The following is a 26825-nucleotide window of genomic DNA, read 5'->3' on the forward strand; positions in this document are numbered from 1 at the left end:
ATGCAATCCGCTTTGAAGGCCACCCCGAAGCCCGATCTCGCTATCGATCGCGACTGGTGGCGAGGCGCCGTGATCTACCAGATTTACCCGCGCAGCTACCAGGATTCGAACGGCGACGGCATCGGCGACCTCAGGGGCATTATCGGCCGGCTGCCCTATATCGCCTCGCTCGGCGTCGACGCCATCTGGATCTCGCCGTTCTTCAAATCGCCGATGAAGGACTTTGGCTACGACGTGTCGGATTATTGCGATGTCGATCCGATGTTCGGCACGCTGGCGGACTTCGACGCGCTGACCGCCGAGGCGCACCGGCTTGGCCTCAAGGTGATGATCGACGAGGTGCTCTCGCATACTGCCGACGTCCATCCCTGGTTCAAGGAGAGCCGCTCGAGCCGCAGCAATCCAAAAGCCGACTGGTATGTCTGGGCGGACGCCAAGCCGGACGGCACGCCGCCCAACAACTGGCTGTCGATCTTCGGCGGCTCGGCCTGGCAGTGGGACACCAGCCGCCAGCAATATTACCTGCATAATTTCCTGGCCGAGCAGCCCGACCTCAATTTCCACAGCCGCGCGGTCCAGGACGCGCTGCTCGATGTCACCCGCTTCTGGCTGGAGCGCGGCGTCGATGGTTTCCGCCTCGATACCATCAATTTCTACTTCCACAGCCAAGGCCTGGAAGACAATCCGCCGCTGCCGCCCGAGCAGCGCAACGACCAGACGGCGCCGGCCGTCAACCCCTACAACTACCAGGACCATCTCTACGACAAGAGCCGGCCTGAAAACCTGGGCTTCCTCGAACGCTTCCGCGCCCTGCTCGATGAATATCCGGCGACGGCCGCGGTTGGCGAAGTCGGCGATTCGCAGCGTGGGCTGGAAGTCGTGGCGGCCTATACGGCCGGCGGCAAGCGCGTCCATATGTGTTACTCCTTCGACTTCCTGGCGCCGGAGAAGATCAGCGCGGCAAAGGTGCGCTCGGTGCTGGAAACGTTCGGCAAGGTGGCCAGCGATGGCTGGTCGTGCTGGGCCTTCTCCAACCATGACGTGATGCGCCCTGCCTCGCGCTGGGCAGCCGGCGAGCCGGACCCGACCGCGTACCTCAAGGTCATCTCCGCGCTGCTGATGTCGTTGCGCGGCTCGGTCTGCATCTATCAGGGCGAGGAGCTCGGGCTCAGCGAGGCCGAACTCAGCTTCGAGGATCTGCAGGACCCATACGGCATCCGCTTCTGGCCGGAATTCAAGGGCCGCGACGGCTGCCGCACGCCAATGGTTTGGGACGGCGCTGCCCGCAATGGCGGCTTCTCGACGGCAAAGCCCTGGCTGCCGGTGCCGGCCGAGCACCTTGCGCAAGCGGTCAATGCGCAGCAGGGCGACGACGGCTCACTGCTCGAGCACTACCGGCGCTTCCTAGCTTTCCGCCGTGCTCATCCGGCACTGGCCAAGGGCGATATCGAGTTCATTGAAAGCGACGGCGACACCGTCGCCTTCACACGTCGCGAAGGCAACGAGCAGATCGTCTGCGCCTTCAATCTCGGCGCAAAGCCGGCCGAGGTCGATCTTGGCGGCCGCTCACTGCAGCCCTTGCCGGGACACGGGTTTTCGGGACAGACTGGCGCCGGCACTATCCGCCTCGGCGGCTATGGCGCCTGGTTCGGGCGTATCGACTGAATTCAAGGAAGAACTGGAGAGTACCATGGCCGATGTCACGCTAAGGCAAGTGAGGAAATCATATGGCAATCTCAACATTCTGCACGGCGTCGACCTCGACATAAAGTCGGGCGAATTCATCGTCTTCGTCGGTCCGTCTGGTTGCGGCAAGTCCACCTTGCTGCGCTGCATCGCCGGGCTGGAGGAGATCACCTCAGGCGAGCTCAAGATCGACGGCGAGATTGTCAACCACGTGCCGCCGTCAAAGCGCGGCATCGCGATGGTGTTCCAGTCCTATGCGCTCTATCCGCACATGACCGTCTACGACAACATGGCGTTCTCGATGAAGATCGGCAAGGAAAGCAAGGCCGAGATCGACAAGCGGGTGCGCCAGGCGGCCGAGATCCTGCAGCTGACCAAATATCTCGACCGCCTGCCCAAGGCGATGTCGGGCGGCCAGCGCCAGCGCGTCGCCATCGGCCGCGCCATCGTGCGCAATCCCAAGGTCTTCTTGTTCGACGAGCCGCTATCCAACCTCGATGCGGCGCTGCGCGTCGCCACTCGGATCGAGATCGCCAAGCTCAAGGAATCGATGCCCGCCACAACGATGATCTATGTCACCCACGACCAGGTCGAGGCCATGACGCTGGCCGACCGCATCGTGGTGCTGAAGGAAGGCCATATCGAACAGGTCGGCACGCCAATGGAGCTCTACAAGCGGCCCGGCAATCTGTTCGTCGCCCAGTTCATCGGCTCGCCGGCGATGAACATCCTGCCGGCGACGATCGACAGGACCGGTAATCCGACGGTCGTCAGCCATGTCGGCGGCCGCAAGGCAACGGTGCCGATCGCAACGCCTGCCTCGGCGAAAGGCGCTGCGGTGAGCTTCGGGGTGCGGCCGGAGGATCTGATGATCGCAGCCGGCGCCGACTATTTGTTCGAAGGGACGGTCGACTATGTCGAGCAACTCGGCGAGGTCCAACTCGTCTATGTCGACATCGGCCGCGCCGACCTGCCGCTGGTGACCAAGCTGCCGGGCAATGTCGAGGTCAAGCGCGGGGCGTCGATGCGGCTGACGGCGGATGCCGGCGACCTGCATATTTTCGACGCGGACGGACACTCCTTCGCGCTCCATGAAGCAGAAGCAAAGGCGGCTTGAGGCAGGCGTTTTTCCGCCACGCAAAAGACAAGAGCGGCGGCATGGCCCGCCGCTCTTATCTGGAATTCCGGTTCGGCTGTTAGAGCGGTTCATCGTTTTCACGGAAACGCCGAACCGCTCTATCTCTTTGTTTTGACGCAATTCCGGACGGAAAACCGTTTCACACTTTTCCTGGAATTGCTCTAGTTGTTACCGAAGAGGTTGCGGTCGGCGCCCTGAGGCGCGGACTTGGGCACATCGCCAGACGAATTCAGCAACTTGTAAATCGGCGAGTTGCTATCACGCACCGAATATGTCTGCGTCTTGTCGACATTGACGGTCGACTGCTTATTGATGTCGGTCCCGCCAACATTGTCGTTTTGGGCATAGGCGCCGCCGGCGGCAATCAAGAGAGCGGCGGCAGTAAGAACAATCTTTTTCATTTGGATACTCCTGGATTTCGGATCAAAGCGGCGGGCATGCCCGCCCGCCTTGATGGTGGGATCGGCTGTTAGTTGTTGCCGAAGAGGTTGCGATCGGCGCCCTGGCCGACCGGCTGCTTTTCAGCCTGATCCGACTTCTTGAGGGAGGCCGTGTACGAGCTGTCGACCGCGACAGCCGGCTGGTTGGCTCCGTTGGAACCATAATTGTCGCTGCCGGCGAAGGCGCTGCCGGTGATGGCCAAAACGGCGACGGCGGCAAGAGCGATCTTTTTCATTTTTAATACTCCAGTATCTTAGTCTCAGTCCGTCTAGCGGCGTGTCTTGGGAGGAGTTCGCGTCGTTCGGACCGCCCCGATGTGGGAAAGCCAATGGCCAGTTTCCAATCACGAAGTTGTTTGGTGTGGACCAAGAATCTACACCTTGAAATTGTGCCACGGATTCCCTCTGCCACATTTTTATTATTTAATATCAGCGAGATAGCCCATCGCCTCGGTCTGGCTGCAAGGTGACTTGGGAGGCAGCGTTCACAGCGTCCTGCACGCATTGTCAACAGAAACGAACCGTTCGGTTCGATTTTTTAAACCGATAAAAGTCGCAGCCGGGGTTGTTTGTCGAATCGTTAACCATTTCAGCCAAGCGCCGCCTCGCCGTTCCGCCGGTTTTCGGCCCGTTTAGGCCGGCCGACAAAGGCAGCAACCGGGCAAGCAAAACCGGGTCAGACCCCGTAGCGTTCGGTGCGGATTAGAGCCGCAGGCACCCCGGCATCGATCAGTGCCTCGGCGGCGGCCGTCACGAATGCGTTCGAGCCGCAGGCAAAGGCCAGCTTCGGCGGCGCGGGCAGCCTGGTCATGGCTTGCACCATCATCGCGGCGTCGACCCGCCGCGCATAATCCGCCGGACGGCGGGCCGGCTCGCGCGTCAGTGTCAGCACCAGATCGAAGCCATCCCGGCGCTCGGCGAGGTCGATCAGCTCGTCGCGAAAGATCACCTCGTCCCAGACCCGCGCCGAAACCACCAGGGCGGCGGCAACCAGCGACCCCCGCATCGCCCGGTGACGGACCATCGACATCAGCGGCACCACGCCCGACCCACCGCCGACGAGCAGGAGCGGTCCGCCATCGCCGTCGGACCAGACGAAATGGCCGCCGAGCGGCCCGCGCAATTCGAACTCGTCGCCCACCGCCGCGATCTCGTGAAAGAACGGCGAGACCTCGCCGTCCTCGAGCTTTTCAATCGCCAGCTCGATGGTCTCGCCGGTCTCCGGTGCCGAGGCGATGGAGTAGGAGCGCCGCGCCTGATAACCGTCAGGCGCCGTCAGCCTGACATCGACATGCTGTCCGGCACGGTAGGCGAAGGGCCGCGACGGCTGCAGGAAAAAGCTGGTGACGCGCGGCGTGCGCTTTTGGATGCGGGTGATGGTGACTATCTGCCAGGGCGACTGCGCCGCCGGTGCGTCGCTCATGGATCGTTCGTGTAGCGCTGCTCGCGCCACGGGTCGCCATAGATATGATAGCCTCGCAACTCCCAGAAACCCGGCTCGTCACGCTCGGTGAACTGCAGCCCGTTCAGCCATTTGGCCGATTTCCAGAAATAGAGATGCGGAACGAGCAGCCGCGCCGGGCCGCCATGGTCGGGGGTGATCGGCTTGCCCTCGTAAAGCAGCGCCACCATCGCCTTGCCGCCGGTGAGATCCTTTGTTGGCACGTTGGTGGAATAGCCGTCGAAACCCAGCGCCAGCGTGAAGGCGGTGGGCGGCTCGATGCCGGCGTCGGCAAGGATGTCGTCGACCAGCACGCCCTGCCACGCCGTGTCGAACTTGGTCCATGCGGTGACGCAATGGATGTCGCGCGTCATCTTGGTCAGGGGCAGCGCGTTGAACTCGGCCCAGTTCCACTTCTTGATCGGCCGCGGCCCGTGCTTAAGCGTGAACGACCAATCCTCGGTGCGCACATGCGGCGTCGGGCCGGCCGACAGGACCGGGAAACCTTGCTCGAGATATTGCCCCGGCGGGATACGTGCACCCGTATCTGTCGGCGGCTTTCGTCCGGAAGAGAAACCTCGGGTAGCCATCGAGAATATCCGTTTGCGCAAGGTCCAATCGACCTTTGTCAGTTTTCTCGAAGACGCGCGCGCGGGCAACCGAAATCTTGGCTCGGCCGGCAATGCCCTCCATCGATCTTGGCAGCGCGGCGCCTGCCTCAGCCACTGGCGAAGGGGACGGCGACAAACATCTGGGCGTCGCCGCGCTGGACAAGCAGCAGCACCGATTTCTTGCCGGATTTGGCAGCCTGCACGATCGCCTGGTTAGCCTGCCTGGCGCTTCTCACCGGATGCTGGTCGACGGCGACGATGATATCGCCGGGCTGGATGCCGGAAGCCGATGCCGCCTTGTTCGGGTCGACGCGCTCGACAAGTGCGCCGTGCTGGTTGCCTGCCAGGTTCATTGCCTGGCGTACATCCGGGGTGACATCCATCAGGCGGAGACCGAGCGCCGGTGCACGGAGGCCCTGCTCCGTCGACGGCTGACCCTGATCGCCGGTCACCGATCCCGTTGCCATGTCGTCTTCGTTGCGCCCGATCTCGACGGAGATCTGCAGGCTTTGGCCCTTGCGCCAGACATTGAGGGTTTCCCTTGTGCCGGGCGCAACGTCGGCGACGGCGCGCGACAGGTCCCTTGGGTCCTTTATGTCGCGATCGGCGAAGCTGGTGATGACGTCGCCGGTCTCGATGCCGGCCCTGGCGGCCGGCGATCCGTCGCTGACCTGCGCGACCAGCACGCCGGCGGGGTGATCGAGGCCGATGGCGCTCGCCATATCAGGCGTCACCGGCTGGATCTGGACGCCGAGGTAGCCGTACTGGATGGAGCCGCCCTTCATCAGCTTGGCGACGACCTTTTGCGCCTGGTCGGAGGGGATGGCGAAGCCGACGCCGACACTGCCGCCATTCGGCGAAAAGATCGCCGTGTTGATGCCGACGACATTGCCGTTCACATCCGTCAGCGGGCCGCCGGAATTGCCCCGGTTGATCGGTGCGTCGATCTGGATGAAGTCGTCAAACGGCCCGCTGTGCAGGTCGCGGCCGCGCGCCGAGACGATGCCGGCCGTGACCGTGGTGCCAAGGCCGAAAGGATTGCCGAAGGCGAGCACCTGGTCACCCGGCATGAGCTTGTCGGAATCACCCCATCTGACGGTCGGCAAGGGCTTGCCGGCTTTGACCTTGAGCACGGCAAGATCGTTCTTGGCGTCATGGCCGATCAATTTGGCGGGAAGCTCGGTGCCGTCGTCGAGCGTCACCTTGATCGATTGGGCGCCATCGACAACGTGATTGTTGGTGACGATGGTGCCGTCGCTGGCGACGATGAAGCCTGAACCGAGCGCCTCGGTGCGCGGCGCCTGTTCCGGCGGTGTTTTGGGAGCGGGCAATCCCTGGTCACCGAAGAAATGGCGGAAATAGTCGTCGAAAGGGGAGGTTCCGCCAAAGGGAGAGGCGTCGCTCATGGTGTCGGGCTGTTGTACTTTCATGACCGTCGTGATTGTCACCACCGCCGGTTTATCGGCCGCCACGACCGGCGCGAACGAGCCGCTCGGCGCCGTCATGCCGGTGACGGGAGGGGTGACCGTTGCCGCCAGGACATCATTCAGCCTGGGAGCGAGAGGCAGGGCGAAAGGGCTGACGATCAACGCTGCGCCCAGCAGAGCGGCGACGCGATGTCTGCGAAGGGTCTGAATTGGTGACATGGCCGTTGTCCGGGCGAGAGATTGGTGAAGCGCCCTAACGTTCCGTCACCGGAACAATTCATCGGCGCGTCGGTCGTCGGCCTTGCCTGTCTCGCCTGTCAGGCAGCCGACCGGATCGACAGCCCCGCATCTAGGGCGCCGATCATGGTTTCCAGATAATGTTACGAAGATTTAATTTTCGGCTGGCAACGGCCGTGCCGGGCTGGCGCCGAAACCCGAAGACAAAAACCCGCTTTGCGGCGGGTCGTTGGGGCAAATCAGCACCATACCCAAATTACTAGCATAGCTGCCGGCACAAAGCAAGAACAAAATAGCTGCCCAAGCCAAATCGCTTCAGGCCGCCCCTCACTGCCCCGCCAAGGCTTCCTGTGCCGCTGTCCCGTCCGTTCGCCTGAGATACGCCAAGGCGATCTCGCGCATCCGCCTGCCGTCGAAGCTCGGTCCATGGCCGCCATGGCCGATCCGGATCGGCAGGTCGAGCAGCCGCTGCATGGTGCGGCGGTAGGCGGCACGATCGGAATCCGGCAGGTCGTCGATCAGCGTGGCGTCATAGATGGCGTCGCCGGCGAAGAACAGGCCGTCTGCCTCATCGAACAGCGCGATCGAATCCGGAGAGTGGCCGGGCAGGTGCAGGACGCGGAACTGCCGGTCGCCGAGGTCGATCCTATCGCCCTCGTCCAGGATCCGGTCCAGCGGCGCCGGTGGAATCCTGTAATCGGCCGCTTTCCAGCCCTTTGCCGGCAGTCTGGAGACGGCGCCTTCCAGATCATGGAACATGTAGGCGTAGGTCACCGCTTCGTCCATGCTGTCGAACTGCGTGGCGCTGTGGCGCGGACCTGCCCGCAACGGAAACTCGTGCAGCGAGCCGACATGATCGAGATGGATATGCGTGGCGACGACGAGCAGCGGCTTGCCGGCCGGCGTGGCGATCTGCGGCGCCAGCGGGCAGATCCCCATGCCGGTGTCGACCAGCAGGTCGACATCGCGGCCGCGCACATGCCAGATGTTGGCGCGCACGAAATCATGCACGAAGGGCTCGGTCAGCATCGTCGTCTTGGCGTCGACGATGGTTTTGCTGAACCAGCTGTCCATCAGATCAAGGCCGGCATCAGACGAACGGCTTGCCGATCTTGTACTTTCGCGGAACCAGCCGCTTCAGATAGACCATGCCCGCATCGGACAGCCGGTTGACGTCGGGCAGCATAAAATCATCCGGCATATGGCGCGTCTTGCCGGCGACGTTCTTCAGCGGCACCTTCTTCAGCACGGTTTTTTTGCCGTCATATTGCAGCGCCACGGAACCGCCGCCCTCGTCGGCCACGGTGACGGCGAAGGCGCCGGCATCGAAGGCCTCCTGCGCGTCCACCGCGCTGATGGCGCCGACATAGCCGCGCGGCATATAGCCGAGCGCATCGACGCGCGCCCGCTTGCCCGGCAATCCTTCGGCGAGCGCGCGCTCCAAGGCTGCCGGCAGGTCGCTGCCCGACAGCTTGACGTTGCCGTGCTGGTCGCGCTCCAGCCTTTCCGGCGGCACCAGGCTTTCGACCAGCGCCTTGCCGTCGGCGGTGCTGACGCCTTCGGAGACGGCAACGATGCAGCGCTTGTGGCGGTCGAGCGTGGCGCGCACGTCGTCGATGAAACCGGCCGCCGAGAACGGCCGCTCCGGCACGTAGACGAGATGCGGGCCGCTGTCCTGGTCGAGCTGCCAGGCCGCGGATGCGGCCGTCAGGAAACCGGCATGCCGCCCCATGACGATGCCGACATAGATGCCCGGCAGAGCGCGGAAATCGAGATCAACCGAAAGAAATGCTCCAGCGACGAACTCGGCCGCCGACATGAAGCCGGGCGTGTGATCGTTCTCCTCGAGATCGTTGTCGACGGTTTTCGGCGCATGCACGAAGGCGATCTTGCCGCCGGCGGCGTCGGTGAGGATCTGCTGCGTGCCCGAGGTGTCGTTGCCGCCGATATAAATGAAGGCGTCGGCACCGGCTTTCTTCAAGCCATTGAGAATGAGGTCGCAATAGGCGGCATCCGGCTTGTCGCGCGTCGAACCAAGCGCGGCGCTCGGCGTCGCCGCGATCAGCCGCAGGCGGTCCTCGGGGATGGCGGAAAGATCGACGTAATTGCCGTCACGAATGCCGCGCACGCCGTGGATGGATCCCAGCACCTTGGCGCCGGGATGCCGCTTGCGGATTTCGAGCGCAGCACCCACCACGGTCTGGTTGATGACGGCGGTCGGGCCGCCGCCCTGCGCGATGACAAAAGTTCCGGCCATTGTTCACGTCTCCCGGGCGATGAAATCGCAGGCACATTCGCCTGTCTTGCGGCATCGCGCAACGGCAGAGTGATCGCTGAAGGCGAAGCCGCCGTTCAGACGACGACGACCGGGTTTTTCTTGGAGACGCGGCTGTAGAGGTCGATGATGTCCTGGTTGATCAGGCGCACGCAACCCGACGACATCGCCTGTCCAATGCTCCACCATTCGGGCGAGCCGTGGATGCGATAACCGGTGTCGCTGCCGTTCTGATAGATGTAGAGGGCACGCGCGCCGAGCGGATTGTCGAGGCCGCCCGGCTGTCCGCCTTGCCACTTCACCAGTTCCGGCCTGCGGGCGATCATCTCGGGCGGTGGGGTCCAAACCGGCCATTCCTTGCCGTACTGGATGTTGGCGCGGCCGGACCAGCGGAATCCGTCCTTGCCGATGCCGACGCCGTAGCGGATCGCCTCGCCGCCGGGCTGCACCAGATAGAGCAGCCGTTCCTGCGAGTGAACGACAATGGTACCGGGCTGCTCGCCGGTCGGATCGATGACGATCTGGCGGCGAAACTCCGGCTTGATCTTGAGATAGGGCACCTCCGGCACGTTGAAGCCACCGTCGGTAAGCGAAGCGTACATCACGTCGGGGCTGGTGATGTTCTTGTCGACGCTGATGCTCGGACGGACGGGCCGGATCGAGCCGGTGGTGACGTCGTCGAGCTGGAGCGACGGCAGATCCAGCGTCTGGCTGCAGCCTGTGACGCCGAGCAGCGCTAGCGCGCCGGCGCCGGACAGCACCGTGCGGCGGGAAAGCTGTAGTTCGGTTTCGATTGCGTCGCCATTATGCGGCAGCGACAGACCGTGCGGCAACTCACGCATTTACCCAAACCCTACGCTGTCGGCGGGAAACACGGTCCGGCCGGATAGCAGGCATTTTCACCAATCATGGTTGAAAAAGCGTGAAGGCCAGCCGCCTGGCGTTAACGAGGGGCTTTTTCGATTCTTGCCTCTTTACATCTGCGCGAGGTCAAGGATTTATCCTCTTCTTTGAGCTCAAGGAGAAGAAAATGTCCTTCGAAAACTGGGCCGCGTTTGCCGCTGCCTCGGCGGTCCTTCTGGTCATTCCAGGCCCGACCATCCTGCTGGTAGTTTCCTATGCACTTGGCCAAGGCTGGCGCACCGCGCTGCCGGTGGCAGTCGGCGTGGCGCTCGGCGACTTCACCGCGATGACACTGTCGATGCTGGGCATCGGCGCGCTGCTGGCGGCGTCGGCCACCGTATTTGCGGTGCTGAAGGTGATCGGCGCCGGCTATCTGATCTATCTCGGTATCAAGCTGTTTCGCGCCGGCGGCGCGCTCCGGGCCGAACCGCGCACCGATGCGGTGTCATCGGCGAAAATGGCGGCGCATGCCTGGCTGGTTACTGCGCTCAATCCGAAAAGCATCACCTTCTTCGTCGCCTTCCTGCCGCAGTTCCTCGACCGGCACGCGGATTTCTGGACACAGATGCTGATCTTCGAGACGACCTTCCTGACGCTCGCCTTCGCCAACGCCGTCGGTTATGCGCTGATCGCCGCAAGGGCGCGCAACGTCGTGCGCAATCCAAAGGCGATCCGCATCTTCAACCGCACCGGCGGCACGCTGCTGGTCGGCGCAGGCATCGCCACGGTGGCGATGCGATCGGGCAACTGAGGACACGCTATGGCGGTCAGGGATGCATTCGGCCTGACACTGTCTGGCGCGACGGAGGCCGGGTTTTCGTCCTACAGCCAGGCCGTGCGCGAATTGCAGTGCTTCATCGGCGATCCGGTCGGCTCCATTGACCGGGCAATCGCCGACGATCCCGGCTTCGTCATGGCGCAGGTGTTCAAGGGTTATCTCTTTGGCCTCGCCACCGAGCGTGAGGCGATGGCGGTGGCCAAGGCATGTCACGAGGCGGCGCTGCCGCTTGCCGCGACGACACGTGAGCAGGCGCATGTCGCCGCCCTTGGCCACCTTGCGGAGGGACGCTGGCACGAGGCCGCCCGCGTGCTGGAGGATATCGCCATCGAGTTTCCGCTCGATGCGCTGGCGCTGCAGACCGGGCACCAGATCGACTTCTTCACCGGCAACGCGCGCATGCTGCGCGACCGCATCGGCCGCGCGCTGCCGTCCTGGCAGAGCGGCATGCCGGGCTTTCACGCCATACTCGGCATGCAGGCCTTTGGCCTGGAGGAAATGGGCGATTACGCGCGCGCCGAAAAACTTGGCCGCACGGCGGTCGATATCGAGCCGCGCGACGGCTGGGCCCAGCATGCGGTGGCCCATGTCATGGAGATGCAGAGCCGGCAAAAGGACGGCATTCTGTGGATGCGCGCCAATCCCGAAGCGTGGACGCGGGAAAGTTTCCTGCAGGTGCACAATTGGTGGCACCTGGCACTGTTCCACTACGATCTCGGCGAAATCGACGAGGTGCTGGCGCTCTATGACGGGCCGATCTATGGCGAGCGCTCGACGCTGGCGCTCAACATGGTCGATGCCTCGGCGATTCTGTGGCGGCTGCATCTCGGCGGCGTCGATGTCGGCAGCCGCTGGGCGGCGCTCGCCGCCAACTGGTTGCCCAAGGCCATCGCCGGCCATTATGCCTTCAACGACGCCCACGCAATGATGGCGTTTGTCGGTGCCGGCCTCGACGCGCCGGCCAGCGGCTTGCTCGAGGCGCAGCGCGAGGCGATGCTCGGCAAAGACGACAACGCCGGTTTCACCCGGGATGTCGGCCATCCCCTGACGCTCGCCATCAAGGCATTCGGCGAGGGCAATTATGCCGGGGCGATACGCCTGATCCGGCCGATCCGGGCGATCGCCCATCGCTTCGGCGGCAGCCACGCCCAACGCGATGTCATCGACCTGACGCTGATCGAGGCGGCATTGCGTTCCGGTGATGGCGCGCTGGCGAGGGCGCTTGCGGCGGAACGCGCGCTGGCACGGCCGGACAGCCCGTTGTCGGCACTGTTTTCACGGCGCGCAATCGCTCTCACGGCGAATTGACCAAGATTAAATCTTGCCTTAAAAACTGCCCCGGCCAGATTTTTTCGAGTGTCGAAAAAATCTTCGCGTGTTGACTGGAGCGTTTTTCCGGCAGCACGATTGCCGGGATATCTTCGCCGCTCGTGTCGCAGGACTAGGCTGGGAAGCAAGAAAGACCGTCGCCGCCAGGCCTGACGGACATGGGAGGAAGCATGTATCTCGGCCTCGATCTCGGCACGTCGGGCGTCAAGGCGCTGCTGATCGATGCAAGGCAGGGCATCGTCGGCTCCGGCCACGCGCCGCTCGATGTGTCGCGCCCGCATCCCGGCTGGTCCGAGCAGAACCCGGCCGACTGGATTCGCGCCTGCGAAGCGGCGATCGCCGAGCTGAGGTCCATGCATGCGAAGGAGCTCGCGGCGGTCAAAGGCATCGGCCTTTCCGGCCATATGCATGGCGCCACCCTGCTAGATGCCGCCGACCAGGTGCTGCGCCCCTGCATCCTGTGGAACGACACACGCAGCCACGCCGAGGCGGCTGCACTCGATGCCGACCCGCGCTTTCGCAAGCTGACCGGCAACATCGTCTTTCCCGGCTTTACCGCGCCAAAGCTCGCCTGGGCGAAAAACAACGAACCGGCTGTTTTTGCCAAGGTGGCAAAGGTCCTGCTGCCGAAGGACTTTTTGCGGCTCTGGCTCGCCGGCGACCATATCTCGGAAATGTCGGATTCGGCTGGCACGTCGTGGCTCGACGTCGGCAAACGCGACTGGTCCTCCGAACTGCTCGCAGCGACGTCGCTCGATGAAAGGCAGATGCCGTCATTGGTCGAAGGCACGGCCAAGGCCGGTGCCTTGCGCGGCGAACTGGCTGCGAAATGGGGCATGCAGACGGGCATCCCGATCGCCGGCGGCGCCGGCGACAACGCGGCCTCGGCCTGCGGCATGGGCACGGTCGGCGCCGGCCAGGCTTTCGTCTCGCTCGGCACGTCGGGCGTGCTTTTTGCCGCCAACGCGTCCTATCTGCCCAATCCGGAAAGTGCGGTGCACACATTCTGCCACGCACTGCCCGGCACCTGGCACCAGATGGGCGTCATCCTGTCGGCAACCGATTCACTCAACTGGCTGTCGGCAATTGCGGGAAAAGGCGCCGTCGAGTTGACCGCCGAACTCGGCGATGCGCTGCAGGCGCCGACCGGTGTCTCCTTCCTGCCGTACCTGTCAGGCGAGCGGACGCCTCACAATGATTCCGTCATTCGGGGCGCCTTTACCGGGCTTGCCCACGAGTCCGGCCGCGCGGCGCTGACCCAGGCCGTGCTCGAAGGCGTCGCCTTCGCCTTCCGCGACAGCCTCGAAGCCCTGGCCAAAGCCGGCACGACGCTGACCCGGGTGACGGCGATCGGCGGCGGCTCGCGTTCGCGCTACTGGCTGAAGGCCATCGCCACAGCGCTTGGCCTGCCAGTCGATATTCCAGCCGACGGCGATTTCGGCGCCGCCTTTGGCGCCGCCCGGCTTGGCCTGATCGCGGCGACCGGCGCCGATCCGCGCGCCGTGTGCACGGCGCCGGCGACGGACGCCACGGTCGAGCCGGTCGCCGCCCTCGGCGGTGCCTATGCAGATGCCTATCAGCGCTACCGCCAGCTTTACCCGGCGATCAGGAGCGCCACGGCGTGAGCGGTTTCCCACCCTCGCCGTGGCCTGCCGAGAAGGCCTCACTGTGCCGGCACCTTGTCGAGAAAGCCGGTGACGCTTTTCAGCCGGCCATTTTCGATGACGCCGATATCGGTGCCTTCGATGACGGACTCGACGCCTTCCGGCCCGAGATTCCAGGAGAAACGGATGGTATCGGCGAAGCCGTCCGGCTTGCCTTTCAGCGAGAACCTGAAGCCGGCAAAGCGCTGCTGCACGCCTTCGATCAGCGCAGCGATGCCGTCATGGCCGTCGCCCTGCATGATCGGATCGCGGTAGCCGACGTCCTCGGTGAAGGTCGCCTCGAGCAAGGCTTTCCTGCGTGCGGCGTCGCTCTCGTTCCAGGCGGCGATGTAGTTTTCGGCAATGGTGTTGAGGTCGGTCATGGTCTCTCTCCTTCGTTGGGTGGCTTTGACATGAGCCTTTTCGACCAGCGCCAGCGCGAAACCAATTACGCCTGAGGTAATCAGGCCGAACCATGCGAGAGGAAAAGAACATGAGCAGCGGTTTTTTCGGCGACATCCAACAGATCAAATACGAGGGACCGGATTCGACCAATCCGCTGGCCTACCGGTTCTACAATCCCGACGAGATTGTCGCCGGCAAGCGGCTCGAAGACCATCTGCGCTTTGCCGTCGCCTATTGGCATTCCTTTGCCTGGCCGGGCGGCGATCCGTTCGGCGGCCAGACATTTGACCGGCCGTGGTTTCCGAAGGCCGGCAGCACCGACACGATGGAGTTGGCCAAGCTCAAGGCCGACGTCGCCTTCGAGATGTTTTCGTTGCTGGGCGCGCCTTATTTCTGCTTCCACGATGCCGACGTGCGGCCGGAGGGCCGGGACTTTTCCGAAAGTGCGGCGCGGCTCGACGAGATCGCCGATTATTTCTCGGAAAAGATGAAGCAGACCGGCGTCAAGCTGTTGTGGGGCACGGCCAACCTGTTCTCCAACCGCCGCTTCATGTCGGGCGCCGCCACCAATCCCGATCCGGACGTCTTTGCCTATTCGGCGGCGACGGTGAAACACTGTATCGACGTCACCAAGCGTCTGAACGGCGAGAACTACGTGCTGTGGGGCGGCCGCGAGGGCTATGAGACGCTGCTCAACACCGACCTTGCCCGCGAGCAGGAACAGGCCGGCCGTTTCCTCAATCTGGTCGTCGATTACAAGCACAGGATCGGCTTCGAAGGCACCATCCTGATTGAGCCGAAGCCTCAGGAGCCAACCAAGCACCAGTATGATTACGACGTCGCCACCGTCTATGGCTTCCTCAAGCGTTTCGGACTGGAGAATGAGGTCAAGCTCAACATCGAGCAGGGCCACGCCATCCTGGCCGGCCATTCGTTCGAGCATGAACTGGCGCTGGCCAATGTACTGGGAATCTTCGGCTCGATCGACATGAACCGCAACGACTACCAGTCGGGCTGGGACACCGACCAGTTCCCCAACAATGTGCCGGAGATGGCTCTCGCCTACTATCAGGTGCTGCAGGCCGGCGGCTTCAAGACCGGCGGCACCAATTTCGACGCCAAGCTCAGGCGCCAGTCGCTCGATCCGCAGGATCTGCTGATCGGCCATATCGGCGGCATGGATTGCTGCGCTCGCGGCCTCAAGGCGGCAGCGCGCATGGTCGAGGACAAGGCGCTGTCCGCCCCGCTCGCCGAGCGCTATGCCGGCTGGGATTCGGCCGAGGCCAAGGCGATGCTTGCCGGCAAGCGCACCCTGGAGGAAATCGCCGAGCGCGTCGTCAAGGAGAAGATCGAGCCGCAGCCCAGATCCGGCCGCCAGGAACTACTCGAAAACATCGTCAACCGGTACGTCTGAGGCGTACCATCCCGCGGCCGCATTGTTCAGCGGCCGCGGGATAAGAGCACTTTCCGCGGGGCTGAAACCGACAAGGTTTGCCCCGTGCGAAACTTTTGGTCTGATTGCTGACCAGGCCTGGCATTTGCCTTTAGCCGTGATCGAGGCCTCTCAGGTAGGCGCAGAACATGTCGGCCATGGCGTCGGCGTAGGCTTCGATCTCCGCGGGGGTTCGGGGCAACTCCGAGAACTGCTTCCCCACCGTGCTGAGCGTCGTCATGACCAGGTCGCCAGCCAATTCGCGAGTCGCTTGCGCGGCGTTGGGCAACGCCTCCTGCATGAAGAGTTGGATGGTGCGGTCTCCGGACGCCCTTGCCGCCTGCGCCTCAGGCGCATCGCGGTAAAGTGGTGCGGCGTCGTCGAGCGCCACACGTACTGCGGCCTCGTCACACTCCGAGCGGAGGAAGGCGTGGACCAGGCCGCGCAGCCGGTCAAGTGGCGGTTTCCCGACATCCTCGAGGATGTCGCGCAGCAAATCGGTCGTCTGCCGCCATTCGTCGCTCTGGAGCCGGAACAGGATCGCGGCCTTGTTCGGAAAATACTGATACAGCGATCCGACACTGACACCGGCCTTCTCGGCCACCCGCGCCGTGGTGAAGCGCTGCGCCCCTTCCTTCGCCAAAACCTGAACAGCAGCCTGCAAAATCGCAGCAACGAGCTCTGCCGAGCGGGCCTGCTTGGGCTGTTTTCGCGAGGAAATCCGCGGACTGCGGTGATCGCTCATTGAGAGGCGCGCCAATGCGATTAGTAAATGCGAATGAATAGTCGTATTTTGAATGCCGCACAAGAACGCATTCCATTCTGACTGGAGACCGATATGACCACACTGACGACACCGCCGCTCGCGCCCCTGCTGGACCGCCTGTTCGAGGAAGCCGCTGCGGCAACGAGCCCTGCAGCGGCGGAATTCTCCGCCGAGGAGCGGAGCCGCCTCGTTCGAAGCAAGACGGAATACCTCGATTTCTATGGGCGGCTAAAGGACCTCTGGCTTCCCGTTTCGCGAGAGACCGGCACGCTGCTCTACATGCTGGCACGGGGCAGCAGCGCAAGGACGATCGTTGAATTTGGAACCTCGTTCGGCATCTCGACCCTGCACCTTGCCGCAGCCTTGCGGGACAATGGCGGTGGCCGCCTCATCACCAGTGAGTTCGAGCCATCCAAGGTGGCGCGCGCCAGGAACAATCTGACGGCAGGCGGTCTCATCGACCTAGTGGAAATCCGAGAAGGAGATGCGGTGCAAACATTAAGCGTCGATCTTCCCGAAACCATCGACCTGCTTCTGCTCGACGGCGCCAAAGCGCTCTATCCAGAGATCTTGAGTCTGGTCGAAAGCCGCCTCAGGCCGGGCGCCTTCGTCGTTGCCGACAACGCCGATCTTTGCCCCGAATACCTCGAGCGGGTGCGCTCGACCGGAAGCGGCTACATGTCCACGTCGTTCAGCGAGGATGTCGAGCTGTCGATGCGGCTTGGCTGAAGCACTGCCTGACTTGCGGGAACGATCGTGCCCAAGATGGGCGGCGGCGGATAAAACTTTGCCCGGCGCCGCCCATCAATCGCCTCGCTCTTGCCTTCAAACAGCCGTCACGAACCTCCTATAGTGTGGTTCGTGGCGGGAACGGAAAGAAGGAGGCGAAACGATATGCAGCACGAACGCGAAATCGACGCCCTGCTCTCATCTGGCGAGGCCGGATCGATCATCGACCGGCTGATGGCGCTGCCGCACCCGAAGCAAGGTGCGCTGAGTGCGAACGAATGGGATCGCGCGGTCGCCAGCCGCTTCGAGACCCATCTTGCGAGACAAATGCGTTCGCAGATCGACGGCAACAGCGACCGCCAGGACGCTGCCTGATCTACCTTTGTCTATGCATGCCGTTGTCCCAAAACCGCTACGGACTTTTGGGTGACATGCATTATCCCTGACGCAGCCTGACCGGCGCTTCGCCGAACGCTCTTGAAAACGCTCTGGAAAATGCCGCGGCGGACGAAAAGCCCGTTCGCCCGGCAATATCGGCCATGGCCACGCGCGTGTCGACCACCAGCCGGCGCGCGGCGCCGAGGCGCAGCCTGAGATAATAGGCGCCGGGCGTTTCGCCGATCGACTTGCGAAAGATACTTTCCAGCGTTCGTGCCGTCACCCCGGCGCGCTTGGCCACCGCGGCTATGGTCAGCGGCTGGTCGATATGCGCTTCCATCAGCCGGATGGCTTGCGCCAACCTGGGATCGTAGCCGTCGAGACGGCCGAGCGAGACCAGCGGCTGCGCGTCGGTCGCGGCGCGCGCCTGGTCGTAGATGAAGACGCTCGCGACATCGAGCGCCACTGCCATGCCGAGCCGCGTGCGAATCAGATGTAGCATCAGGTCGAAGGTCGGCGAGGCGCCGCCGGAGGTGAACACCGGGCCGTCGATGACGTAGCGATCGGGGCGCACGTCGACGCCGGGAAAGGCCGACGAGAAATCCTCCATGTCCTCCCAGTGGGTGGTGGCGCTGCGCCCTTCCAGCAAGCCCGCGCGCGCCACCAGCCACGTACCCGCCTCGACGCCGCCGCAGGCGCGTGCCGCGCGCGCCGCCCGGCGCAGTCCGGACAGCAGGGCCGATGTGGCATAGTTCTGTGTGCCGAATCCGGCGACGACGACCAGCATGTCGGTTGTGTCAGCCGCATCGAAGCGGCCGCTGACCGCCACCGGCAGGCCGCATGTGGTAACCGGCGCCTCGCCCGTCACCGAGACCAGCCTGAAATCGAACAGCGTCTCACCGGCAATGCGGTTTGCGGCGCGCAATGGATCGACGGCTGAGGCGACGCACATGATCGATGAGCCGGAGAATACCAGCAGCGTTACCTTGAGCGGCAAACGCTCGGCCTGAAAGATCGTCGGTTTTTCGTTTTTGGTCACACGATCTTCGTAAAACGCAAAACAGTTTCCGGCAAGTCAGGCATTCTTGCCCTGCGTCCTATTGGGAGAGAGTCCGATGCCGTTAGCGATGAACCGTGAGGTCTTCATTACCTGTGCCGTGACCGGGTCCGGCAGTTCGCAGGATCGCAGCCCGCATGTGCCGCGTTCGCCCAAGCAGATCGCCGATTCGGCCATCGAGGCGGCAAAGGCAGGTGCGGCGATCGTCCACTGTCATGTGCGCGATCCCGAAACCGGCAAGCCTAGGCGCGACGTACACCTTTATCGCGAAGTAACGGAGCGCATCCGCGCGGCGGATGTCGATGTGGTTTTGAACCTGACCGCCGGCATGGGCGGCGACATGGTGTTCGGCCCGCCGGAAAACCCGCTGCCGCTGAACGAAAAAGCCACCGACATGGGCGGTGCCAGCAACCGCATGGAGCACGTCCGCCAGTGCCTGCCGGAAATCTGCACGCTCGACTGCGGCACGATGAATTTCGCCGAGGCCGACTATGTCATGACCAATACGCCCGGCATGCTGCGTGCCATGGGCGGCATGATGACGGCGCTCGGCGTCAAGCCGGAAATCGAGGCTTTCGACACCGGGCATCTGTGGTTCGCCAAGCAATTGGTCGAGGAAGAAGTGCTGAAGCCGGACGCCTTGGTGCAATTGTGCGTGGGTGTGCCGTGGGGGGCGCCGGACGACCTCAACACCTTCATGGCGATGGTCAACAATGTGCCGGCGACCTGGAACTGGTCGGCTTTTGCCATCGGCCGCAACCAGATGGCCTACGTCGCTGCCGCGGTGCTCGCCGGCGGCAATGTCCGCGTCGGGCTGGAGGACAATCTCTGGCTCGACAAGGGCGTGCTGGCGACCAATGCGCAGCTGGTCGAGCGGGCGGTCAGCATCGTGTCGAATATGGGCGCCAGGGTCATCGGCCCGGACGAAGTCCGCAAGAAGCTCAACCTGACGAAGCGCGCACCGCTTTGAACAGGGAATCGGTTGGGAGGAGCCGCCGATGAAGTCCGTGAAATTCACCGCCATGAAGGACGGCGACCGCGAGGATTACGCCTTCCTCACCGAGCACGAGATCGACTACGCGGCAAAGACCGGCGAACGGCTGCTCGACGCGCTCGTCCAGCTGGATGCGGGTCTCTCGGGCTACAAGATCACACGGCTCGGCCATTCGCTGCAAGCGGCAACGCGGGCCTGGCGCGACGGCGCCGACACCGACTGGATCGCCTGCGCGCTGCTGCACGATATCGGCGACATCTATGCACCCTATAATCACGACGAGTATGCGGCGTCGATCCTGAAGCCTTTTGTGCGCGAGCAATGCACCTGGGTGGTGGAAAAGCACGGCGATTTCCAGCGCCTCTATTACGCCCACCACCTCGGCGGCAATCCGCACGCCCGCGACCGTTTCGCCGGGCACATGTATTTCGACGATTGCGATGAGTTTTGCGAGCGCTGGGATCAGTCGAGCTTCGACCCGGATTACGAGACATTGCCGATCGATTTCTTCCGGCCCTTCGTGCTCGAAGTGTTCGCGCGCAAGGCCTATGACGCGTCCGTGATCCGTGCCGGCGAGCGTGTCGCCCTCACCGACCCCGCAACAGCCAGCACAAGAACCGGAGCTTCCGCATGAGCATCATCAACAAGGCGGCCGCCATCGGTGGTGGCGTGATCGGCGCCGGCTGGGTCGCGCGGCTGCTGCTCAACGGCATCGACGTATCGATCTTCGATCCCGACCCCGAGGCATCACGCAAGGTCGGCGAGGTGATGAAGGGAGCGCGACGCGCCTACAAGCAGATGCTGCCCGGCGGCTTGCCGAAAGAGGGCAAGCTCACCTTCGCCAAGACGCTCGCCGAGGCGGTGGCCGATGCCGATTTAATCCAGGAAAGCGTGCCGGAGCAGCTCGACCTGAAGCACCGCGTGCTGGCCGAAATCGACCTTTATGCGCCGGCCAACGCAATTGTCGGCTCCTCCACTTCCGGCATCAAGCCGACCGACATGCAGGTGGCGATGAAGAAGCATCCGGAGCGGCTGGTCGTCGGCCATCCGTTCAACCCCGTCTATCTGCTGCCGCTGGTCGAGATCGTCGGCGGCGAACAGACCTTTCCCGAGGCGATCGACGTCGCCAAGGAGATGTATGCCTCGATCGGCATGAAGCCGGTGGTAATCCGCAAGGAGATCGAAGCCTTCGTCGGCGACCGCCTGCTCGAAGCGGCATGGCGCGAGGCGCTGTGGCTGGTCAAGGACGGCATCTGCACGGTCGAGGAGCTCGACGACATCATGCGCTATGGCTTCGGCCTGCGCTGGGCGCAGATGGGCATGTTCCAGGTCTATCGCGTCGCCGGCGGCGAGGCCGGCATGCGCCACTTCATGGCGCAGTTCGGCCCGTGCCTGAAATGGCCGTGGACCAAGCTGATGGACGTGCCGGAGTTCAACGACGAGCTGGTCGAGCTGATCGCGACCCAGTCGGACGACCAGGCGCACGGTCTGTCGATCCGCGATCTCGAAAAGATCCGCGACGGCAATCTGGTCGCCATCATGGAGGCACTGTCGAAGCAGAACAAAGGCAAAGGCTGGGGTGCCGGCGCCTTGCATAGGGACTACACCAGGCAGTTGGCCAAGCTTGCGGCGAAGAAGCCCAGCGCCTCCAGGGCGGCCGAAAAGGCCAAGGCTGAAAAGCCGAAGAAAAAGAAGAAAGGCTGAGACCATGGATTTTGGTCTTTCGGAGGAGCAGAAGCTCATCGTCGAGACGACGCGGGCCTTCGTCGAGAACGAGCTTTACCCGCATGAGCGCGAGGTTGAACGTACCGGCGTGCTGCGCCGCGAGCTGATCGAGGAGATCAAGGCCAAGGCGATCGAAGCCGGCCTCTATGCCGCCAACATGCCAACGGAGGTCGGCGGCGCCGGGCTCGATACGGTGACCTGGCTACTCTATGAAAAGGAGCTCGGCCGCGCCAATTACGCGCTGCACTGGACCTGCGTGGCGCGACCCTCCAACATCCTCCTTGCCGGTACGCCGGAGCAGCGCGAGAAGTATCTGTTCCCGTGCATTCGCGGCGAAAAATGGGATTGCCTGGCAATGACAGAGCCGGGCGCCGGCTCCGATTTGCGCGGCATGAAGGCAACCGCCGTGCAAGACGGCGACGACTGGGTGCTGAACGGCACCAAGCATTTCATCAGCCACGCCGACCTCGCCGATTTCGCCATCGTCTTCATGGCCTCAGGGGAGGAAGAGTCTTCGCGTGGAAAACGCAAGAAGATCACCGCCTTTTTCGTCGACAAGGGCACCAAGGGCTTTACCGTGCGCGACGGCTACCGCAACGTCTCGCATCGCGGCTACACCAATGCCATTCTCGAATTCGACGATTGCCGACTGCCGGCGAGCCAGGTACTCGGCGAGGTCCACAAGGGCTTCGACGTCGCCAATTCATGGCTCGGCGCAACGCGCCTGCAGGTCGGCGCCACCTGCCTCGGCCGCGCCGAGCGGGCGCTTGGCCACGCCATCGAATACGCCGCGCAGCGCCAGCAGTTCGGCCAGCCGATCGGCAAGTTCCAAGGCGTGTCGTTCAAGCTCGCCGACATGGCGACCGAGCTGAAGGCCGCCGACCTGATGGTGTTCGAAGCCGGCTGGAAGTACGATCAGGGCACCGTCACCGACCAGGACATGGCCATGGCCAAACTGAAGGCCACCGAAATGCTCGCCTTTGTCGCCGACGAGGCGATTCAGATCCATGGCGGCATGGGGCTGATGGACGACCTGCCGCTGGAACGCATCTGGCGCGACGCCCGCGTCGAGCGCATCTGGGAAGGCACTTCGGAAATCCAGCGCCACATCATCTCGCGCGCGCTGCTGCGCCCGTTCGGGGCCTAGAGCATGCCCCCAAAAAGTGGAATCCGGTCTTTGGAAAAGATCATGCTCAGACGAAAAGATGACAATGCACAGGCTTGAACGTCTTTTGCGGCCGAAATCGATCGCCGTATTCGGTGGTGCGCAGGCGGCGGCCGTCGTCGCGCAATCGATCAAGATGGGCTTTGCCGGCGAGATCTGGCCGGTGCATCCGAGCAAGGACGAGGTCGCCGGCCGCAAGGCCTATCGCTCGGTGGCCGAATTGCCCAGTGCGCCGGATGCCGCTTTCGTCGGCGTCAACCGGCACTTGACCATCGAAGTGGTCAAGGCGCTGGCGGAGCGCGGCGCCGGCGGTGCGGTCTGCTTCGCCGCCGGCTTTCTCGAAACCGAGGCCTATGACGAAGACGGCGAGCGGCTGCAGGCCGAACTGGTCGCGGCGGCCGGCCAAATGCCGATCATCGGGCCGAACTGCTATGGGCTGATCAACTACGCCGACGGCGCGCTTTTGTGGCCCGACCAGCATGGCGGCATCAGGCTGCCGGAAGGCGGTCGCGGTGTTGCCATCATCACCCAGTCGTCGAACATCGCCATCAACATGACGATGCAGAAACGCGGCCTGCCGATCGCCTTCTTGATGACCGCCGGCAACCAGGCGCAGACCGGGCTTTCCGAAATGGCGCTCGGCCTGATCGAGGACGACCGCGTCACCGCGCTCGGCCTGCATATCGAGGCCTTCGATTCGGTAGCCGGCTTCGAAAGGCTGGCGGCACGGGCACGCGAGTTGAAGAAGCCTGTTGTCGCCATGAAGGTCGGCCGCTCCGAGCAGGCACGGCAGGCGACCGTCTCGCATACCGCCTCGCTGGCCGGCTCGGACGCGGCGTCCGGCGCCTTCCTGAGGCGGCTCGGCATCGCCCGGATCGATTCAATTCCCGCCTTCATCGAGGCGCTCAAGCTATTGCACGTCACCGGCCCCCTGCCCGGCTACCGGCTGTCATCGATGAGCTGCTCGGGCGGCGAGGCGTCGGTCATGGCCGACAGCGCCGAAGGCCGCTGGGTGACGTTTCCGCCACTCACCCCCGAGCACCGCGCGCGGGTCAAATCGACGCTCGGGCCGTTGGTCGCGGTGGCCAACCCGCTCGACTACCACACCTTCATCTGGAACAACGAGCCGGCGATGACCGCCACCTTCACCGCCATGGTGTCTGGCGGCTTCGACCTCAATATGCTGGTGCTCGACTTTCCGCGTCCCGACCGCTGCTCGGACACGGACTGGTGGGCGACGCTGCGCGCCTTCGAATCGGCGCTGAAGACCAACAGCGCGCAGGGCGCGATCGTCTCCTCGCTGCCGGAAAACCTGCCCGAGGAATACACTGCCGGCCTGATGGCGCGGGGCATGGTGCCGCTGTTCGGCATTTCCGAGGCCATGGACGCCGCCCAGGCGGCAGCCTTCATCGGCTGGGCGTGGCGCGAGCCGCAGGCGCAGCCGATCGACACTTCGGCGTCCGGCGCGCCGGCCGGCGACCATGTCACGCCGGACGAGGCCGAGGCGAAGGCGCGGCTCATCGAGGCCGGGCTCCCCGTGCCGAAGGGCGAGCGCGCCGGCAACGCGGTCGAAGCTGTGATCTCCTCGATGGCGCTCGGCTTCCCGGTGGCGCTGAAGGCTCTTGGCGTCATCCACAAGTCCGAGCTCGACGCGGTCCGGCTCAACCTCAGGGATGCCGAATCGGTCAGCACCGCCGCCCATGATCTCGGCCCCCTCGGCACCGGCCTTTATGTCGAGCGCATGGTGCGCGACGGCGTCGCCGAGCTGCTGGTCGGCTTCACCCGCGACCCGATGTTCGGCGCGGTAATGACGCTAGGCACCGGCGGCGTGCTGGTCGAGCTGTTGCGCGACAGCGTCACACTGATGCTGCCGGCGACCCGTGACGACATCGAGGCCGCTTTGCGCGGGTTGAAGCTGTTCCCGCTGCTCGACGGTTATCGCGGTCGGCCGAAGGCCGATGTCGCAGCTGCAATCGATGCGATATCGGGCATTGCCGCTTTCGTGCAGCAAAATGCCGGCGAGATCGAGGAGCTCGACATCAATCCTCTGATCGTCTGCACCGAGGGCAAGGGCGCCTGGATCGCCGACGCGCTGCTGGTGCTGGGAGAGAACAAAAATGTCTGACGTCATCACCACCCGCCGCGAGGGCACGATCCTCGAAGTCATGCTCGACCGGCCCAAGGCCAATGCCATCGACCTGAAGACGTCGCGGCTGATGGGCGAGACGTTCAGGGCGTTTCGCGACGATCCCGACCTGCGCGTCGCCATCGTCAAGACCGCCGGCGACAAGTTTTTCAGCGCCGGCTGGGACCTGAAGGCAGCGGCTGGCGGCGATGCCGTCGACGGCGACTATGGCGTCGGTGGCTTCGGCGGGCTGCAGGAATTGCGCGACCTCAACAAGCCGGTGATCGCCTGCGTCAACGGCATGGCGGTCGGCGGCGGCTTCGAGCTGGCGCTGTCCTGCGACCTCATCTATGCGTCGGACCACTCCTCCTTCGCGCTGCCCGAAATCCGCGCCGGCACGCTGGCCGATGCGGCAACGATCAAGCTGCCGAAGCGCATCCCTTATCATGTCGCGATGGACCTTTTGCTCACCGGCCGCTGGATGGATGTCGCCGAGGCGCATCGCTGGGGCCTGGTCAACGAGGTGCTGCCCAAGGAAAGACTGGAGGACCGCGTCTGGGAGATCGCGCGGCTGCTCGCCAACGGCCCGCCGCTGGTCTTCGCCGCGATCAAGGAAACGGCCCGGGTCGCAGAATCGCTGACCTTCCAGGACGCCATGAACCGGGTGACGCGCCGGCAACTGCCGACGGTTGACGCGCTCTACGGCTCGGAGGACAATCTCGAGGGCTTTCGCGCCTTTGCCGAAAAGCGCGATCCGGTGTGGAAGGGCAGATAGTGGGTGTCCCTGGAACGACGGCGTTCCGTCCGAACCCCCTCCGGCCTGCCGGCCAGGCGGATTCGTTACGATCCGTTCCGTTCCCATGACCAACTACAAGAAACTCATCGACGCCGAGACCTGGGCCTTCATCGAGCGGACCAATTCGTATTATCCGCCGGATACGATCGACTACACGATCGCCGAGCAGCGCGCGATCTATGACCGGATGTGCCGCGAATTCTCTGCCGGCTATCCGGATGGCGTGACGGCTGAAACCACCGTCATTGCCGCGCCAGCGCACGACGTCCCGATCCGCATTTATCGCAGCGCAGCGCCGAACGCCTCTGCGATGGTGCTCTATGTCCATGGCGGCGGCTACATCCTCGGTGGACTCGACAGCCATGATGATGTCTGCGCCGAGCTTTGCGCCCGCACCGGCTATGAGGTGGTCTCGGTCGACTACCGGCTGGCGCCGGAACATCTGCACCCGGCCGCCTTCGACGATGTGATGGGCGTCTTCGAATGGGCCACCGCCACTTACGAATGCCCCGTCCTGCTCTGCGGCGACAGCGCCGGCGGCAATCTCGCCTGTGCCGTCAGTCATGCGACGCGTGGCCACGTGACAAAGCCGGTCGGCCAGGTGCTGATCTATCCTGGCCTTGGCGGCGACCGTTCAAGCGGTTCCTATGTCACGCATGCCGAAGCGCCGATGCTGAGGATGCGCGATCTGGAGTTCTATAAAAACGTCCGGACGGGCGGAGTGGACGCTACAGGCGACATCACTTTGTCTCCGCTTGCGGACGCCGGTTTCGCCTATCTGCCGCCTACCGTCGTGATCACCGCCGAATGCGACCCGCTGTCGTCAGACGGTGAAGCCTATCGCGACCGCATCGTTGCCGCAGGCGGACGCGCCTGGTGGTTCGAGGAGCCGGGGCTGGTGCACGGCTATCTCAGAGCCAGGCACACGGCCGGCCGCGCCCGCTCGAGCTTTACCCGGATTGTCGATGCCGTGACGGTACTTGGGAAGGGCGAATGGATCTGGTGAGGGCTGTCCTCCTCGCCGCGAAGGGCCTTTATCGGCCGCTATAGCTCTACTTGCGGCGGCGTCGGCGGCCGGAGACCCGCCTCAACCAAGGTCCCAAATGAAAGGCGCTCATCAGCAGGTACATCGGGACCATGCCGCCCAGCGGCGACGCATCTTGCCCGGTCGAGCACATCATATCCGGCGCTGCGCCGAGAAACGTCAGCAGCGCCATGGTTGCGAAGGTCGGCGCGGCCGCAAAGGACAGCCAATCGGCTGCGCCAAGGCCGGCCGGGCTCGCATCGCCGGTGGATCCGCCTGCATGAATCTCGCTCATGGCCATAGTCCTGCATAGCGAGCGGG

At 63.9% G+C, this 26825-nt stretch carries 27 protein-coding genes; 15 read left to right on the plus strand and 12 right to left on the minus strand.

Annotation, left to right across the window (positions count from 1 at the left end):
* Positions 1–1665, plus strand: coding sequence for a beta-galactosidase BglA (bglA, locus tag NKJ12_RS00355; protein WP_352700924.1), 1665 nt, complete (start codon positions 1–3; stop codon positions 1663–1665).
* A 25-nt stretch (positions 1666–1690) separates the two neighbouring features.
* Complete coding sequence (locus NKJ12_RS00360) at positions 1691–2803, plus strand: ABC transporter ATP-binding protein (RefSeq protein ID WP_352700925.1); 1113 nt, start codon at positions 1691–1693, stop codon at positions 2801–2803.
* Between the two features lie 182 nt (positions 2804–2985).
* Here NKJ12_RS00360 and NKJ12_RS00365 read toward each other — a convergent pair whose 3' ends face one another.
* The 8 genes from NKJ12_RS00365 to NKJ12_RS00400 all read right to left on the minus strand — a co-directional run bounded on the left by NKJ12_RS00365 (position 2986) and on the right by NKJ12_RS00400 (position 10097).
* Complete coding sequence (locus NKJ12_RS00365; protein WP_352700926.1) at positions 2986–3225, minus strand: DUF680 domain-containing protein; 240 nt, start codon at positions 3223–3225, stop codon at positions 2986–2988.
* A 68-nt stretch (positions 3226–3293) separates the two neighbouring features.
* The gene (locus NKJ12_RS00370; RefSeq protein WP_352700927.1) at positions 3294–3500 is read right to left on the minus strand and encodes a DUF680 domain-containing protein; all 207 of its coding nucleotides are present in this window, start codon (positions 3498–3500) and stop codon (positions 3294–3296) included.
* Between the two features lie 440 nt (positions 3501–3940).
* Positions 3941–4687: an FAD-binding oxidoreductase gene (locus NKJ12_RS00375; RefSeq protein WP_352700928.1), complete on the minus strand. Its 747-nt coding sequence runs from the start codon at positions 4685–4687 to the stop codon at positions 3941–3943.
* Positions 4684–5295 (minus strand): molybdopterin-dependent oxidoreductase, encoded by a 612-nt coding sequence (locus tag NKJ12_RS00380; protein WP_352480239.1) that lies wholly within the window; start codon positions 5293–5295, stop codon positions 4684–4686. The genes NKJ12_RS00375 and NKJ12_RS00380 overlap by 4 nt, the downstream gene beginning before the upstream one ends.
* A gap of 128 nt (positions 5296–5423) precedes the next feature.
* Positions 5424–6962, minus strand: coding sequence for a DegQ family serine endoprotease (locus NKJ12_RS00385; protein WP_352700929.1), 1539 nt, complete (start codon positions 6960–6962; stop codon positions 5424–5426).
* A gap of 345 nt (positions 6963–7307) precedes the next feature.
* Positions 7308–8054 carry an MBL fold metallo-hydrolase gene (locus tag NKJ12_RS00390; protein ID WP_352700930.1) on the minus strand — a complete coding sequence of 249 codons (747 nt, stop codon included), beginning with the start codon at positions 8052–8054 and terminating at the stop codon, positions 7308–7310.
* A 16-nt stretch (positions 8055–8070) separates the two neighbouring features.
* Entirely contained in the window at positions 8071–9237 is a 1167-nt protein-coding gene (locus tag NKJ12_RS00395) for a diphosphate--fructose-6-phosphate 1-phosphotransferase (RefSeq protein ID WP_352700931.1), read from the minus strand.
* A 95-nt stretch (positions 9238–9332) separates the two neighbouring features.
* Positions 9333–10097, minus strand: a complete 765-nt coding sequence (locus tag NKJ12_RS00400; protein ID WP_352700932.1) for a L,D-transpeptidase — start codon at positions 10095–10097, stop codon at positions 9333–9335.
* A gap of 188 nt (positions 10098–10285) precedes the next feature.
* On the opposite strand from NKJ12_RS00400, the gene NKJ12_RS00405 reads away from it, so the two are divergent.
* From NKJ12_RS00405 to xylB, 3 genes are all read left to right on the plus strand, one after another.
* A complete protein-coding gene (locus NKJ12_RS00405) occupies positions 10286–10909 on the plus strand; it encodes a LysE family translocator (protein ID WP_352700933.1) in 624 nt (207 codons plus the stop codon).
* Positions 10910–10918: 9 nt separating this feature from the next.
* Positions 10919–12244 carry a tetratricopeptide repeat protein gene (locus NKJ12_RS00410; RefSeq protein WP_352700934.1) on the plus strand — a complete coding sequence of 442 codons (1326 nt, stop codon included), beginning with the start codon at positions 10919–10921 and terminating at the stop codon, positions 12242–12244.
* A gap of 191 nt (positions 12245–12435) precedes the next feature.
* Positions 12436–13890, plus strand: a complete 1455-nt coding sequence (gene xylB / locus NKJ12_RS00415; protein ID WP_352700935.1) for a xylulokinase — start codon at positions 12436–12438, stop codon at positions 13888–13890.
* A gap of 38 nt (positions 13891–13928) precedes the next feature.
* On the opposite strand, the gene NKJ12_RS00420 is transcribed toward xylB, so the two are convergent.
* Positions 13929–14291 (minus strand): nuclear transport factor 2 family protein, encoded by a 363-nt coding sequence (locus tag NKJ12_RS00420; protein ID WP_352505928.1) that lies wholly within the window; start codon positions 14289–14291, stop codon positions 13929–13931.
* 110 nt (positions 14292–14401) lie between these two features.
* Between NKJ12_RS00420 and xylA the strand changes: the two genes are divergently transcribed.
* Positions 14402–15727, plus strand: a complete 1326-nt coding sequence (gene xylA, locus NKJ12_RS00425) for a xylose isomerase (RefSeq protein WP_352700936.1) — start codon at positions 14402–14404, stop codon at positions 15725–15727.
* 130 nt (positions 15728–15857) lie between these two features.
* Here the strand turns inward: xylA and NKJ12_RS00430 are convergent, their stop codons facing one another.
* Positions 15858–16490: a TetR/AcrR family transcriptional regulator gene (locus NKJ12_RS00430; RefSeq protein WP_352700937.1), complete on the minus strand. Its 633-nt coding sequence runs from the start codon at positions 16488–16490 to the stop codon at positions 15858–15860.
* A 93-nt stretch (positions 16491–16583) separates the two neighbouring features.
* Here NKJ12_RS00430 and NKJ12_RS00435 point away from each other — a divergent pair, with 93 nt between their 5' ends.
* Positions 16584–17240: an O-methyltransferase gene (locus tag NKJ12_RS00435; protein WP_352700938.1), complete on the plus strand. Its 657-nt coding sequence runs from the start codon at positions 16584–16586 to the stop codon at positions 17238–17240.
* A gap of 165 nt (positions 17241–17405) precedes the next feature.
* On the plus strand, positions 17406–17615 hold the full coding sequence (locus NKJ12_RS00440) for a hypothetical protein (RefSeq protein WP_254815980.1): 210 nt from the start codon (positions 17406–17408) through the stop codon (positions 17613–17615).
* Between the two features lie 61 nt (positions 17616–17676).
* Here NKJ12_RS00440 and NKJ12_RS00445 read toward each other — a convergent pair whose 3' ends face one another.
* On the minus strand, positions 17677–18657 hold the full coding sequence (locus NKJ12_RS00445) for a GlxA family transcriptional regulator (RefSeq protein WP_352700939.1): 981 nt from the start codon (positions 18655–18657) through the stop codon (positions 17677–17679).
* A 76-nt stretch (positions 18658–18733) separates the two neighbouring features.
* On the opposite strand from NKJ12_RS00445, the gene bcoG reads away from it, so the two are divergent.
* From bcoG to NKJ12_RS00480, 7 genes are all read left to right on the plus strand, one after another.
* Positions 18734–19645: a 3-dehydrocarnitine:acetyl-CoA trimethylamine transferase BcoG gene (gene bcoG / locus NKJ12_RS00450; protein ID WP_352700940.1), complete on the plus strand. Its 912-nt coding sequence runs from the start codon at positions 18734–18736 to the stop codon at positions 19643–19645.
* A gap of 28 nt (positions 19646–19673) precedes the next feature.
* Positions 19674–20303: an HD domain-containing protein gene (locus tag NKJ12_RS00455; RefSeq protein ID WP_352700941.1), complete on the plus strand. Its 630-nt coding sequence runs from the start codon at positions 19674–19676 to the stop codon at positions 20301–20303.
* Positions 20300–21373, plus strand: coding sequence for a 3-hydroxyacyl-CoA dehydrogenase NAD-binding domain-containing protein (locus NKJ12_RS00460; RefSeq protein WP_352700942.1), 1074 nt, complete (start codon positions 20300–20302; stop codon positions 21371–21373). The genes NKJ12_RS00455 and NKJ12_RS00460 overlap by 4 nt, the downstream gene beginning before the upstream one ends.
* Before the next feature lie 4 nt (positions 21374–21377).
* The gene (locus tag NKJ12_RS00465) at positions 21378–22541 is read left to right on the plus strand and encodes an acyl-CoA dehydrogenase family protein (RefSeq protein ID WP_352700943.1); all 1164 of its coding nucleotides are present in this window, start codon (positions 21378–21380) and stop codon (positions 22539–22541) included.
* A gap of 64 nt (positions 22542–22605) precedes the next feature.
* Complete coding sequence (locus NKJ12_RS00470; RefSeq protein WP_352700944.1) at positions 22606–24684, plus strand: acetate--CoA ligase family protein; 2079 nt, start codon at positions 22606–22608, stop codon at positions 24682–24684.
* Positions 24677–25459, plus strand: coding sequence for a carnitinyl-CoA dehydratase (locus NKJ12_RS00475; RefSeq protein WP_352700945.1), 783 nt, complete (start codon positions 24677–24679; stop codon positions 25457–25459). The genes NKJ12_RS00470 and NKJ12_RS00475 overlap by 8 nt, the downstream gene beginning before the upstream one ends.
* Before the next feature lie 85 nt (positions 25460–25544).
* Positions 25545–26486, plus strand: a complete 942-nt coding sequence (locus NKJ12_RS00480; RefSeq protein ID WP_352700946.1) for an alpha/beta hydrolase — start codon at positions 25545–25547, stop codon at positions 26484–26486.
* A gap of 46 nt (positions 26487–26532) precedes the next feature.
* On the opposite strand, the gene NKJ12_RS00485 is transcribed toward NKJ12_RS00480, so the two are convergent.
* Complete coding sequence (locus NKJ12_RS00485; protein ID WP_502905684.1) at positions 26533–26805, minus strand: hypothetical protein; 273 nt, start codon at positions 26803–26805, stop codon at positions 26533–26535.
* Between the last annotated feature and the right edge of the window lie 20 nt (positions 26806–26825).

Source organism: Mesorhizobium sp. M0195 (genome assembly GCF_040322115.1).
Classification (GTDB): domain Bacteria; phylum Pseudomonadota; class Alphaproteobacteria; order Rhizobiales; family Rhizobiaceae; genus Mesorhizobium.

Excerpts from the sequence above, each read along its gene's own strand:
- NKJ12_RS00470 (WP_352700944.1), top strand. The coding sequence starts at position 22,606 with ATGCACAGGCTTGAACGTCTTTTGCGGCCGAAATCGATCGCCGTATTC.
- NKJ12_RS00480 (WP_352700946.1), top strand. The coding sequence starts at position 25,545 with ATGACCAACTACAAGAAACTCATCGACGCCGAGACCTGGGCCTTCATC.
- NKJ12_RS00485 (WP_502905684.1), bottom strand. The coding sequence starts at position 26,805 with ATGGCCATGAGCGAGATTCATGCAGGCGGATCCACCGGCGATGCGAGC.
- NKJ12_RS00460 (WP_352700942.1), top strand. The coding sequence starts at position 20,300 with ATGAGCATCATCAACAAGGCGGCCGCCATCGGTGGTGGCGTGATCGGC.
- NKJ12_RS00435 (WP_352700938.1), top strand. The coding sequence starts at position 16,584 with ATGACCACACTGACGACACCGCCGCTCGCGCCCCTGCTGGACCGCCTG.
- NKJ12_RS00370 (WP_352700927.1), bottom strand. The coding sequence starts at position 3,500 with ATGAAAAAGATCGCTCTTGCCGCCGTCGCCGTTTTGGCCATCACCGGC.
- NKJ12_RS00455 (WP_352700941.1), top strand. The coding sequence starts at position 19,674 with ATGAAGTCCGTGAAATTCACCGCCATGAAGGACGGCGACCGCGAGGAT.
- NKJ12_RS00420 (WP_352505928.1), bottom strand. The coding sequence starts at position 14,291 with ATGACCGACCTCAACACCATTGCCGAAAACTACATCGCCGCCTGGAAC.
- NKJ12_RS00380 (WP_352480239.1), bottom strand. The coding sequence starts at position 5,295 with ATGGCTACCCGAGGTTTCTCTTCCGGACGAAAGCCGCCGACAGATACG.
- NKJ12_RS00410 (WP_352700934.1), top strand. The coding sequence starts at position 10,919 with ATGGCGGTCAGGGATGCATTCGGCCTGACACTGTCTGGCGCGACGGAG.
- NKJ12_RS00440 (WP_254815980.1), top strand. The coding sequence starts at position 17,406 with ATGCAGCACGAACGCGAAATCGACGCCCTGCTCTCATCTGGCGAGGCC.
- NKJ12_RS00360 (WP_352700925.1), top strand. The coding sequence starts at position 1,691 with ATGGCCGATGTCACGCTAAGGCAAGTGAGGAAATCATATGGCAATCTC.
- NKJ12_RS00465 (WP_352700943.1), top strand. The coding sequence starts at position 21,378 with ATGGATTTTGGTCTTTCGGAGGAGCAGAAGCTCATCGTCGAGACGACG.
- NKJ12_RS00475 (WP_352700945.1), top strand. The coding sequence starts at position 24,677 with ATGTCTGACGTCATCACCACCCGCCGCGAGGGCACGATCCTCGAAGTC.
- NKJ12_RS00405 (WP_352700933.1), top strand. The coding sequence starts at position 10,286 with ATGTCCTTCGAAAACTGGGCCGCGTTTGCCGCTGCCTCGGCGGTCCTT.
- bcoG (WP_352700940.1), top strand. The coding sequence starts at position 18,734 with ATGCCGTTAGCGATGAACCGTGAGGTCTTCATTACCTGTGCCGTGACC.
- NKJ12_RS00400 (WP_352700932.1), bottom strand. The coding sequence starts at position 10,097 with ATGCGTGAGTTGCCGCACGGTCTGTCGCTGCCGCATAATGGCGACGCA.
- NKJ12_RS00375 (WP_352700928.1), bottom strand. The coding sequence starts at position 4,687 with ATGAGCGACGCACCGGCGGCGCAGTCGCCCTGGCAGATAGTCACCATC.
- xylB (WP_352700935.1), top strand. The coding sequence starts at position 12,436 with ATGTATCTCGGCCTCGATCTCGGCACGTCGGGCGTCAAGGCGCTGCTG.
- xylA (WP_352700936.1), top strand. The coding sequence starts at position 14,402 with ATGAGCAGCGGTTTTTTCGGCGACATCCAACAGATCAAATACGAGGGA.
- NKJ12_RS00365 (WP_352700926.1), bottom strand. The coding sequence starts at position 3,225 with ATGAAAAAGATTGTTCTTACTGCCGCCGCTCTCTTGATTGCCGCCGGC.
- NKJ12_RS00430 (WP_352700937.1), bottom strand. The coding sequence starts at position 16,490 with ATGAGCGATCACCGCAGTCCGCGGATTTCCTCGCGAAAACAGCCCAAG.
- NKJ12_RS00385 (WP_352700929.1), bottom strand. The coding sequence starts at position 6,962 with ATGTCACCAATTCAGACCCTTCGCAGACATCGCGTCGCCGCTCTGCTG.
- NKJ12_RS00395 (WP_352700931.1), bottom strand. The coding sequence starts at position 9,237 with ATGGCCGGAACTTTTGTCATCGCGCAGGGCGGCGGCCCGACCGCCGTC.
- NKJ12_RS00390 (WP_352700930.1), bottom strand. The coding sequence starts at position 8,054 with ATGGACAGCTGGTTCAGCAAAACCATCGTCGACGCCAAGACGACGATG.
- bglA (WP_352700924.1), top strand. The coding sequence starts at position 1 with ATGCAATCCGCTTTGAAGGCCACCCCGAAGCCCGATCTCGCTATCGAT.